Origin of the sequence: Pectobacterium jejuense, from assembly GCF_026800125.1 — a bacterium.
Lineage (GTDB): Bacteria > Pseudomonadota > Gammaproteobacteria > Enterobacterales > Enterobacteriaceae > Pectobacterium > Pectobacterium jejuense.
On sequence record NZ_JAPQKX010000003.1, the window covers coordinates 458,064 to 469,424 of the forward strand.

The 11,361-nt window shown below is 52.8% G+C and carries 10 protein-coding genes; 3 read left to right on the forward strand and 7 right to left on the reverse strand.

Annotated elements, in window-relative coordinates; all coding sequences use genetic code 11:
• The first annotated feature begins 40 nt into the window (after positions 1 to 40).
• Positions 41 to 649, forward strand: a complete 609-nt coding sequence (locus tag NXT09_RS08410; protein ID WP_268579397.1) for a hypothetical protein — start codon at positions 41 to 43, stop codon at positions 647 to 649.
• A 228-nt stretch (positions 650 to 877) separates the two neighbouring features.
• Here the strand turns inward: NXT09_RS08410 and NXT09_RS08415 are convergent, their stop codons facing one another.
• The 6 genes from NXT09_RS08415 to NXT09_RS08440 form a co-directional block, all read right to left on the reverse strand.
• Positions 878 to 1,504 (reverse strand): superoxide dismutase, encoded by a 627-nt coding sequence (locus NXT09_RS08415; RefSeq protein WP_268579398.1) that lies wholly within the window; start codon positions 1,502 to 1,504, stop codon positions 878 to 880.
• A 223-nt stretch (positions 1,505 to 1,727) separates the two neighbouring features.
• Complete coding sequence (locus NXT09_RS08420) at positions 1,728 to 3,239, reverse strand: efflux transporter outer membrane subunit (protein ID WP_268579399.1); 1,512 nt, start codon at positions 3,237 to 3,239, stop codon at positions 1,728 to 1,730.
• Positions 3,232 to 6,309: an efflux RND transporter permease subunit gene (locus NXT09_RS08425; protein ID WP_268579400.1), complete on the reverse strand. Its 3,078-nt coding sequence runs from the start codon at positions 6,307 to 6,309 to the stop codon at positions 3,232 to 3,234. The genes NXT09_RS08420 and NXT09_RS08425 overlap by 8 nt, the downstream gene beginning before the upstream one ends.
• The gene (locus NXT09_RS08430; RefSeq protein WP_268579401.1) at positions 6,306 to 7,451 is read right to left on the reverse strand and encodes an efflux RND transporter periplasmic adaptor subunit; all 1,146 of its coding nucleotides are present in this window, start codon (positions 7,449 to 7,451) and stop codon (positions 6,306 to 6,308) included. Before NXT09_RS08430 ends, NXT09_RS08425 begins: the two co-directional genes overlap by 4 nt.
• Before the next feature lie 330 nt (positions 7,452 to 7,781).
• A complete protein-coding gene (gene soxR / locus NXT09_RS08435) occupies positions 7,782 to 8,249 on the reverse strand; it encodes a redox-sensitive transcriptional activator SoxR (RefSeq protein WP_205554985.1) in 468 nt (155 codons plus the stop codon).
• Between the two features lie 85 nt (positions 8,250 to 8,334).
• Positions 8,335 to 8,655, reverse strand: a complete 321-nt coding sequence (locus tag NXT09_RS08440; protein WP_205554986.1) for an ArsR/SmtB family transcription factor — start codon at positions 8,653 to 8,655, stop codon at positions 8,335 to 8,337.
• Between the two features lie 46 nt (positions 8,656 to 8,701).
• Here NXT09_RS08440 and NXT09_RS08445 point away from each other — a divergent pair, with 46 nt between their 5' ends.
• Positions 8,702 to 9,541: an alpha/beta fold hydrolase gene (locus NXT09_RS08445; RefSeq protein WP_268579402.1), complete on the forward strand. Its 840-nt coding sequence runs from the start codon at positions 8,702 to 8,704 to the stop codon at positions 9,539 to 9,541.
• A 10-nt stretch (positions 9,542 to 9,551) separates the two neighbouring features.
• Positions 9,552 to 10,187: a dimethylsulfonioproprionate lyase family protein gene (locus NXT09_RS08450; protein ID WP_268579403.1), complete on the forward strand. Its 636-nt coding sequence runs from the start codon at positions 9,552 to 9,554 to the stop codon at positions 10,185 to 10,187.
• Between the two features lie 52 nt (positions 10,188 to 10,239).
• Here NXT09_RS08450 and NXT09_RS08455 read toward each other — a convergent pair whose 3' ends face one another.
• Positions 10,240 to 10,785, reverse strand: coding sequence for a hypothetical protein (locus tag NXT09_RS08455; protein ID WP_268579404.1), 546 nt, complete (start codon positions 10,783 to 10,785; stop codon positions 10,240 to 10,242).
• Between the last annotated feature and the right edge of the window lie 576 nt (positions 10,786 to 11,361).

An 11,361-nucleotide genomic window follows, 5' to 3' on the forward strand; every position in this document is an offset into this window, starting at 1 on the left:
TAACATTGTGCTCAGGGGCACAATACGCGGTGGGTAAACAATGTTGAAAATCTCTTTCTTTAGCCTCTTTATCAGGTATCTAAAAGCATCGACCGTTCGGCATCCAGACATTTTTGGTCTTAAGGACTTTTCACCGACAGAACTGGTTTCTCAAGGATACGAGTTAGTCGGCGATCCAACTGATTTCCATTTTTATGAGAAGGACTATGTTGTTAGCTACCATAATAAAAAGCTGAATATTGTTTTTAAACGCTATTTTTATCTCGATGAAAATGCCGGAAGCGGTTTCTCTGTAGGAAGGGGAGCGAGCCTTATTTCTCTTTTGAAATGCTATAAGGCCGTTTGTTTAGCCGATGGGATTGCTGAACCTGTTTTTGATTTTTATTTTTTAGAAGATAAGAAAGAAGGAGCCGTTATATTAAGGGACTCCGTCGTCGTTCGATTTAATCAATGGAGTACAAAAGGACAATATTCGATTGTCACTATTGAGAGTGATTTTAGTGAATCGGCATTATTTAGCCAGGTTTCAACCAATGCAGTTAAAAGCACCCTGCATGCTTATGACTATCGTCTACTGCTCTCAAAATCGGCCTCCAGAAGCGAACTTAATGCGTTAAGTCGGCTAGCTAAATTTCTTTCGCTTTGTTGACCGATTAGGAAAATGAGCGCCTCATTTATTATTATCGAACTCGTTAACTTAATAATGGCATGGAGAATAATTCATAAAAGCCTAAGACCGGAAAGTAGAATAGAAATTAGTACATCAACGGATATTCATGCTTTTCTCAACTGTACATAATATTGGCAACGTATAATAAAAAACCAATTAAACGCCAAAAGCGAACTGCCAGCAAAAATGCTTCGCTGGCAGCCTCACTCATTTGGTGGCGTCTTCGTAGCGTCGAGCCACTTCCTGCCAGTTGATGATGGAGAAGAACGCGGAGATATAGTCAGGGCGGCGGTTCTGATAATTCAGGTAATAGGCATGCTCCCAAACATCCAGCCCCAAAATCGGAGTACCGCCTGACAGGCCAGCGAAGTCGCCCATCAGAGGGTTATCCTGATTCGCGCTGCTCTCGATAAGCAATTTGCCATCGCGTCCCACCGTCAGCCACGCCCAGCCGCTGCCAAAACGGGTCTGCGCCGCCTTAGTGAAGCTGTCTTTGAAAGATTCATACCCACCCAGATCGCTGTCGATGGCATGAGCCAGTTTTCCCTCGGGCTTGCCTCCCTGTGCACTTAACACGGTCCAGAACAGCGAGTGATTCGCATGCCCTCCGCCATTGTTACGCACGGCGACTCGAATGTTTTCCGGCAGCGCCGCGATGTCGGCGATCAACACCTCCACCGGCACCTGCTGGTCGCCCGCATCGGCCACCGCGTTATTGAGATTGGTCACGTAGGTCTGGTGATGCTTAGAGTAATGGATCTCCATCGTACGGGCGTCGAAATGGGGTTCCAGCGCATCAAATGCATAAGTAAGCGAAGGTAAGACGTAAGACATAGGAAACTCTCCAATAGGGAAAAAATCAGCTAATACGACGGTTTGTCGTCGCTGCACCACATCGTCATGACAAGTGCATCTGTGTTTATACAACCTCAACTTAACTTAAGGTCAATCCTCTTATTCAACTATTTTCAGAAAGTGAGCGAAACGATGCTCCCCTGATTTCAGCGCGGCAGAAGCAACCCAGCCAATCAAGGCCGGGCGCTATTTTCAACACGCGTCATCGACTCGCTATGCTTGCATAAGCCAGATTGCTACCAGTTTGCCCCCTACCCTGCGCAGGCACATCGCCTCGCCAACTGCCGCCTAAGGTACGAAAGAGCGTTGCCAGCGCGATCTGTCTCTGGGTTTCTATCTGGACGAGTGTCATCTGGCTGGCAAAATCGTTACGTTGCGCGTCGAGCAGCCGCAGATGATCATCGGAACCGCTGCGGTAACGGTCTTCCGCAAGCTGTAGCGCCCGAGAGCTTGATTGGGCGAACGCACGCTGCGCTTGTTCTTCGCGGCGCAAGGTGTCGGTCGCGGCAAGCGCATCCGATACCTCGCGGAATGCCACCTGAATCGCCTGCTCATAATCGGCAATGGCGATGTCCTTCCGTACAAGAGACAAATCCAAATTGGCGCGGTTGCGCCCGCCATCGAAGATCGGTAGCGTGACCTGCGGTGCGAAGGACCACGCCCGCTGACCAGACTCAAACAGGTTGGACAGTTCAGAACTTGAACTGCCGAACAGGCCAGTCAGGGAAATACGCGGGAAGAACGCGGCGCGAGCAGCACCGATGCTGGCATTGCGCGCCTGCAACCGATGCTCAGCGGCACGGATATCCGGCCTCTGTTCTAGCAGGTCCGACGGCGTCCCCGGTGCAAGCTCCTGCACCAACAGAGTCCCTGTACCTGAGGACGCAGGCAGATGTGGCCGTACATCGTTCACTCCAACCAGCAGTGCCAGCGCATTGTTTGCCTGACGGAATTCACGATCGATACGTTCCAAATCTGCACGCACCTGCTGGGTCTGGCCCAGACTCTCCTGATAGTCCAACTCGTTGGCTGCGCCAAGCGCACGGCGCTGATCAATCAGCCTGAGTGACGCTTCGCGCGCCTCAAGGATACGGGTGGCAAGCAGATAACGCCGCTGCGCACTATCGCGCATCAGGTAGGCCTGTATAACCTCGCTAACCAGACTGATCTGCGCGCTACGTGCAGCTTCCTCAGTTGCCAGATACTCCTGCATAGCCGCTTCGGAGAGATTGCGAACGCGCCCGAATAGATCCAGTTCGAAGGAAGTCAGCCCCACACCGGCCTGATAGTTGCTCTGCACCGATGAAGCACCCGCCGTACGAAGATCTTCAGGGATGCGCTGACGCATGCCGCTTCCGTCAATCTGGGCACCCGGTAATCGGTCGGCACGCTGCACACGGTACTGCGCACGTGCCGCGTCGACGTTAAGCAGAGTCTGGCGCAAGTCGCGGTTGTTGTTCAACGCGAGCGTAATCAGCCCGCGCAGCCCATCATCAGTGACAAAGGCCTGCCAGTCCAACGCGGTGGTGGCTGAAGCATTTTGCTTGCTCGACGTACCGGCGTTGCTTCCCTCAACGCCATCACTCCACTGCGAGGGAATCGGCGCAGCAGGCCGTTGATTCACAGGTGCCAGGGAGCAGCCTGATAGCAGCAGCGCCGTAGCCAACGCCGTCAGAACAGGCCTTACGTAAACGTTACGTAGAGGATTAAGCATGTTTAGAAACCTCATCATTCAGTTCACGCTCACGTTCGGAGGCGGCAGACGCACGGTGGTCACGCGCCAGCAGGGTATAAATCGTTGGCAGAACAAATAGCGTAAACAGCGTGCCAATCATCAGGCCAGCTACCACCACAATACCGATAGAGTAGCGGCTGGCAGCACCAGCTCCGCCAGCGAACAGCAGCGGAATGAGGCCAGCGACCATGGCAGCCGTGGTCATCAGCACCGGCCGCATACGGATCATGGCCGCCTTGTGCATGGCTTCCATCGGGCTGAGGCCTTCATGCTTCTGAATATCATTAGCGAAGGAAACCATCAGAATGCCGTGTTTGGATATCAGGCCGATCAGCGTTACCAGTCCGATCTGGGTATAAATATTCATGGTGGCAAACCCGAGCCACAGCGGCAGCAGCGCGCCGCAGATAGCAAGCGGCACCGTAACCAGAATCACCAGCGGATCGCGGAAACTCTCGTACTGCGCAGCCAGTACCAGAAAGATAACGATCAGCGCAAAGCCAAACGAGACAATCAGGCGATTACCTTCCTTGACGAACTGGCGGCTATCGGAGAGCCAGTCTACCTGCGTACCCGATGGCAAAGGCTGCGCTTTCAGAAAATCGACAGCCTGCCCCATCGTGACACCCGGTAACAGCACACCTGAGAGCGTCACGGCGTTCATCTGGTTAAACTGCGGCAGACGGTTGGCCTGCGGCTGCACTTGCACATCGACCACGGTGGACAGCGGTACCAGGCGGCCCGATTCGGCACGCACGTAGTAGCCCGTCAGGTCACCCGGAGCACGGCGTTTATCCTGCGGAACCTGCGCGATGACATCGTAGGAACGGTCAAACCAGTTGAAGCGGTTGATGTAGTTCTCGCCGACGAGCACCGCCAGCGTATCCGCCACGGCACTCATGGTGACGCCCATCTCACCCGCTTTGGCCGCGTTGATAGTCAGGCGAGCCTGCGGACTGTCAAAAGCCAGATCGCTGTCGACAAATGCGAACAGACCGCTGCCCCATGCCGCCCCCTTGATGTTTTCAAGCACGCCATATAATTCGGTGAAATTTGCGGGTGAACGGAGAACCATTTGTACAGGCAAGCCGTCGCTGCCAGCAGGTAAAGGCGCGGGCTGGAAAGCGGTAACAAAGGAGCTGGTAATGCCGCCACTACGTGCATTCAGCGAGCCTTCGACCTGATTTGCTGTCATCTGCCGCTCTTCCCAGGGCTTAAGCACAACGCCGCCAAACCCCGCATTCTGGCCGTTATAGCCATTGACCATGAAACTGCCCTGATTGTCAGGAAGCGAACGAAAGATGCTTTCGACTGCCACCCCGGTTCGCTCGGTGTAACTCACGTTGGCATACTGAGGTGACTTTGTCTGCACAAACACGTAGCCCTGATCCTCGCCCGGTGCCAGCTCGCGTTGTACCCCCATGAACAGAACAACGATGCCACCCAGTACTGCCACACAGACCATCATCACTGCCGCGCGGGCATGCAGTACGTAGCCCAAAAGACGGCCATAGCGCACGGCCAGATTGTGCATCGTGCGTTCAACAGCCTTGGCCATGCGCCCCTCAGACATCTGCGAGTTGAGCATGTAGCTGCTCATCATGGGCGACAGCGTCAAGGCAATCACGCCAGAGACAATCACCGAACATGCCAGCGTGAAAGCAAACTCCTTAAAGAGCGCACCGGTGATGCCTCCCATCATACCAATGGGCGCATAGACAGCTGCCAGCGTGACCGTCATGCCGATGACGGGCCATACGATCTCACGCGCGCCCACGATAGCCGCCTTGCCCGGCGACAGCCCTTCCTCAATATGTCGATGGATGTTCTCCACCACCACAATGGCATCGTCCACCACCAGCCCAATGGCCAGCACCATCGCCAGCAGGGTCAACAGATTGATCGAGAAACCAAAAGCCAGCATCAGTGAAGCCGTGCCGACAAGCGACAGCGGAATGGTGACAATGGGAATGAGAACGGCGCGGAAAGTCCCCAGAAACAGGAAGATCACCACCACCACGATGACAACCGCCTCCAGCAAGGTCTTCATGACTTCATCGATCGCCGCATTGACGAAGCGCGCAGTATCGAAGTTATTGACCACCTTCAAACCAGGAGGCGCGGCACGCTGCAAATCCGGCAATAATGCGTCAACGCCAGCCACGATCTCCAGCGGATTACCATCAGGCGTCGGCGAGATGGCGATGGCTACCGCACGCGCACCATCGTTCAAAAAACTGCTGTCGTAGTTCTGACCACCCAGTTCGACTGTGGCGATATCGCCGACGCGTACAACACCGTTGTCTCCACGTTTGATCACCAGATCGCGAAAGTCCTGCACGCTACGCATGTCAGTAGCCGCCGTGATCGGAATCAGGTTGTCACGGCCACGTAGCGCACCGGGTGCGGCCTGCACGTTATTTGCACGCAGCGCCGCGGCCAGATCGCTGGCGGTCATCCCCCGAGCAGCCAGTTTGATCGGATCGACCCAGAGGCGCATTGCAATGGTTTGCCCACCACTCGTCTCCGCCGACGCGACGCCCGGCACCGAAGTGATCTGTGGCTGTACCACACGGTTGATGAAATCCGTAATCTCGGGAATGCTCTGCTGATCGCTGACAAAGGACAGGTATTGCACCGCCGACACGCCATCAGTGATCTTTTTGATCTCTGGATCGTATACGCCTTCGGGCAAGCGGTACTTCACCTGCTGCACCTTGGCCAGCACTTCGGTCATAGACCGATCCGCATCCGCATTGAGAACCAGTTTTGCCTTGATCTCGCTGCGCCCCAGCGTGGACGTTGAACTCAGATATTCGATGCCGTTGGCGCTGGCAATCGCCTGAGCGATAGGTGTGGTGACGAAGCCCTGCATCACATCCTGCGAGGCTCCGGGGAAATTGGTCGTGACAACAATCGTCGCACTTTCCATCGCCGGATACTGACGCATCGGTAACGAGAACAGCGCTGCGAGACCGATCAACAGAATGAGTGTACTCAGCGTGATCGACAGGATCGGCCGTTTGATGAACAGATCGGTAAACTTCATGGCTGACCCCCAGTGGCCGGAGCCCCCTCGGCAACAGGCTTATCCACCACGCGCAGATCGGCACCCGGACGTACCCGCAGTTGACCTTCCGTGATCACAACATCACCAGCTTTCAGCCCACTAGCAATGACTACCGTATCGCCAATGCGCCGCCCTACCGTAATCGGGACGATCTCAGCCTTGCCGGCTTTCTCAGACGTGAGCCCGCGCACGACGGCAGCAGCATCGCCCGAGGCAGAAGTCATTACCGCCGAGACAGGCAACGTCAACGCATCGGGCTCAGCCGGTAACATCACGTCCACCGTCGCATACATGCCCGGCTGCAACGTGCGCCCTTGGTTGTCCACTTCTGCCTGAATGGAAGCATTGCGCGTATCTCGCCCCACTTGTGGCTCAATGGCGCTGATGGTGGCCTGCACTGGCGCAACCCCAGCCGTGTCGATGCGCACCTGCACTGTCTGCCCCACCTTCACTCTCGCCAGCTCTTGCTGAGGGATGTCGAAATTGGCATACAACTGACTTGGATCGGTCAATGTCACGGCGACATCGCCGGGGTTGAGATACTGACCCAGATCGATGCGGCGTAAGCCGAGCTCTCCGTCAAACGGCGCGCGTATACGCTTTTGACGGATACGTGCTTCTAGCTGCTGAACTTGCGCCGCAGTCTGGTCACGCTCAGCTTGACGTTGCTGCAACATCTCCCGAGACGTAGCGCCCGTCCGAGCCAGTTCGCTCGCCCGAGTGAGCTGACCCTGAGCGAAGCCAGCAGAGGCTTTGGCCGCAGCCAAATCGGCCTGCTCGGTCGCATCATCCAGCTGTACCAACACCGTTCCCGCTTTGACCCGCTGGCCGGGCTCAAATGAAATGGCGGCGACGCGCCCAGCCACCTCAGCCGACAGCATCACCTGACGAACCGCACGCAGTTCACCCAAGCCTTCCAGGCTTACTGGTGCAGCCTGCGCGTGCAGCGTCGTCGCCACCACATCAATCGTCCCTCCGCCTGCCCACCCCCCCTGACTTTGGCGCGCAGACCGCCAATACCATAGGCTGGCGGCAATCAGGGTGACCACAACACCCGCGATGACGATAGCATTGAATCCAGATGGCTTGCGGGCAGGACTGCCCGGCGATGGCTCACTCATTTTGCTGCTCTCCACATAACGTTACGACGTATAGGCATCAGGCATTCGTTGACCCATACAGCCTCACCATCGAAACGTGCCATAAATAACAGCCACTTATCGTTAGAGAACAGCAGTACACAGACACCGACGCTTGGCGCTCATTCCAAGAAATCGGTGCTTTTATAAAGCCTCAACTTAACTTGAGGTCAAGAGCTTTTGTTCATCGAAAAGGAGGGACAGCAACCGAAGCATCATCGGCGCATAGAAGGGGAAAGACAGCGTGTTTTCTGTCGTACAGCAGTGAGTTCTGGCCTGCCACAAGGTAACCTCATCAGCAGGCCGGGCCGATTAACGCTCAAGTAAATAAGCGCCAGGCCCTTTCTGAGCCAGTTCATCATTGGGGTTACGCAGTGGACAATCCGTCAGTGACAGGCATCCGCATCCGATGCAGCTATCCAGCTCATCACGAAGTCGCTGTAGTTTGGTAATTCGGTCGTTGAGGCTTTGACGCCAGCGGGAAGCAACCACCTTCCACTGCTCGGTACTGACTCGAACAAGCGGCTGATAGTCACCCAATGCTTCATGCACTTCGTCGAGCGGAATCCCAGCACGCTGCGCGACCTTGATGATCGCGATATAGCGCATCACACCGGGCGTATAGCGCCTTTGGTTGCCTGGCGTTCGTATACTGCTGATCAACCCTTTCGATTCGTAGAAATGGAGCGCTGAAACTGCTACGCCAGTACGTTTAGAGACTTCCCCAACGCTCAGCAAACGCGGCAGCCCGGCGTCTTTGCCTTCTGCAACCTTAGACATCGTCAATTCCCCAAGACATGAAGTTAGGTTGAGATTTTATACGGCAGATGGCCACGCGGCAATCAGGGCGGAACGCTCACGCCCATCACTCTGTTTTTCCACATAGCTCCCCGGTCAACCACTGAATGTAGTCCGCTAAAGCCGCTTCGTTTCTCTGGCAGTACGTCCATTTCTGATAACGTTTTATCGTAATGAAGCCTGCCTGTCGCAACAGATCGACATGCCGGCTGGCGGTCGGCTGGGCGATATGCAATGCATCAGCGATCAGCGTAATACACACACCAAACTCCTGCGGATCGGCTGATGTCTGCCCACTGAAATGCTGCTGTGGATGCTTAAGCAGCCGGAGGATTTCCAGTCGTGGTTCACTGGCTAATGCTTTAACCTGGGTTGATCTCACACTCATTATCGTATTATATAGTCATATAGCTAATATTGAATATGATGATAACATGCTCGAGCTAAAAAATAGTTTTCTTTTCGAAGGTCAGCCTGTCGCCTGGGGATGCATGGGTCAAGGCCCCGCATTGGTGCTCATTCACGGTACACCTTTTTCCTCTCAGGTATGGCGGCGCATCGCTCCTCTGCTCGCTTCCCAGTGGACCGTTTATTACTACGATATGCTGGGCTACGGGCAATCACATAAATCTGCCGGACAGCAGGTGTCGCTCGGCGTGCAGGATCGGCTCTTGGCTGCACTCCTGAAAGAATGGAAACTTACACGACCCGACGTACTTTGCCATGATTTCGGCGGGGCAACGGCACTACGCGGCTATTTCCTGCAAAGCCTCCGCTATGCCTCTCTGACGCTGTTTGATGCGGTCGTTCTTTCCCCGTGGGGATCACCTTTTGTCACCCATGTCAGAAAATATCAGGACGCCTTCACCGGGCTACCGGAATACGCTCACGAGGCTTTACTCAATGCTTATTTACAGGGTGCGGCTTATCAGCCGTTATCGGAAGAGGCCCTGAATATTTACATGTCACCGTGGAAAGGAGCAGTCGGGCAAGCGGCTTTCTATCGGCAAATAGCCCAGATGGACCAATGCTATACCGACGACATTGAGCCTTTGCTCACCAAACTTGATTGCCCAGTGAATATGTTGTGGGGCGAACAGGATGAGTGGATACCGCTTGATGTCGGTCAACGTCTGGCTCATCGACTCGGCGATGTCCCCTTACAGATCGTCAAAAATGCAGGTCACCTTGTTCAGGAAGATTCTCCCGAAGTCATCGTTCAATCGATGTATTCCTTGCTGCTACAGCGGGCGGGAACACCATCCTCACAATAAGGCGGCAATCATGAGCAGCAGTAACCCTATTCTCGGGCGTCTACTCTTCACGATCCATAAACGGTTGGTCTCGATCCCCATAGAGCAACATTTACATGGCGATCTCCTCCCCATAATCAATAGTTGGCCTTCCCTGCCAATAAAAAACGCGCGGTTGAGTACCGCTGCGCAGCTGCCTGCGGTTGATTATCTTGAACAAGCATTGAAAATTGGGGAAGTATCGGGAGACAAAGAAATATGCTCGATGATCAGGTTATTAGCCCCCGCATTAAGCTGGAATTTTGATTATTCTCCGCATCCTGATTTTCCGTATCTGGACGAAAAGATCGCCTTTACACAATTTGTCGGACCTGAAGATCGCTGGATATCATCCCATTTAGCGATAGGTCTGACGCTCATTGCGCCAAAAACACATTATCCAGCGCATTGTCACCCCGCGACGGAGATTTACCTTCCTCTGGCTGGTACGGGTTTGTGGTCAATGGGGAATGGGGGCTATTTTTCACGTCAACCCGGTGAATTAATTTTTCACCGTAGCGGTGTTACACACGCGACTCGGGCGCAAGAAGACCCTGTACTTGCTTTATATATATGGCACGGCGATATCCGTTCGCCTTCTGAATGGCGGCGTGGGTCAAGTGAATAGCCGTAGATTGCAGACCAGCGGCCTGCAATCTACGGTAGAAAATAAAGAATTATTATTTCTTCATTTCAAGGCTTTTCATTGCCTCTTTGCTTAGGCCATCCTTTGAGCTGCTAATAACACAGTTATAAGTTTCATTTTTATTAATAACCATGAAAGTGCTCATCGGGTTTTTCATTTTTTTATCAACAGAGAAAAGAATATTAACCTCAGGTAAAACACTAGGACTAAATGCACCAAATGAATAGCTATCAGATAGCCCCAAAGCGGATAAATCGGCCGTTAATTCCATTGGTTGCGTACTGTGTGGCGAAGGGAACATGGATTTTGCTGACATCATCATTGACTGGGTATTAATGTTATATTCTGTTGTTACTTTCATGCCGACGTATTTTGATTCAGGCATATTCAGCTGTTTCTCACACATCGCATCGTGCTGCGGGCTGGGCGTTCCATTTTGCAGGACAGCATGAATATGTTTGAGTTCAACTTGGTCTTTTCCGGTATGTGCTTTTGCCGTGTCATCAGCTTGAGCAAAACCGCTCATCACCAGTGCCGCCGTTGCTACAACGTGTAAAACAGTGCTATTCATTGCATTCATTTTTCCATCCTCTTTTATCTGTAGGGATAACCATATGATCCATGATAACAATCCATTATTTATTAAATAAATAACCGGAATGCCTCATGAAATTTAAATGATACTCCCCAGATAGCGTCGAATAGAAAGATCACTAAAAAAATAACAATCTTCGTCATTTTAAATGATGTGATTTTATAAATGCATTCTGGTTATAAACATAGTCAAATTTTAATATTACGTCAAAATCAAACCGACACAAAAAATAAAATAGGAAAAGACATCAGAATAAATATAATCAAGCTAAGTATTTAATAAAATAATTTATCTACGATATAAACGTTAAAGAGTCGACTCGAATGTACTGAACAGTGTTCATCGAATACAACAACGGTGTATATCGCCAGACAAGGAAGGGACTCAACGTACCAACGGTATCGTTGCAGAACGGAAAAAAGAGCGAATAAGTTTTAAACACAGCAGGGAGATTGATGGTGTAAGTAAAAAGAGAGACTAAAAGATTGGAGCGGGAAACGAGACTCGAACTCGCGACCCCGACCTTGGCAAGGTCGTGCTCTACCAACTGAGCTATTCCCG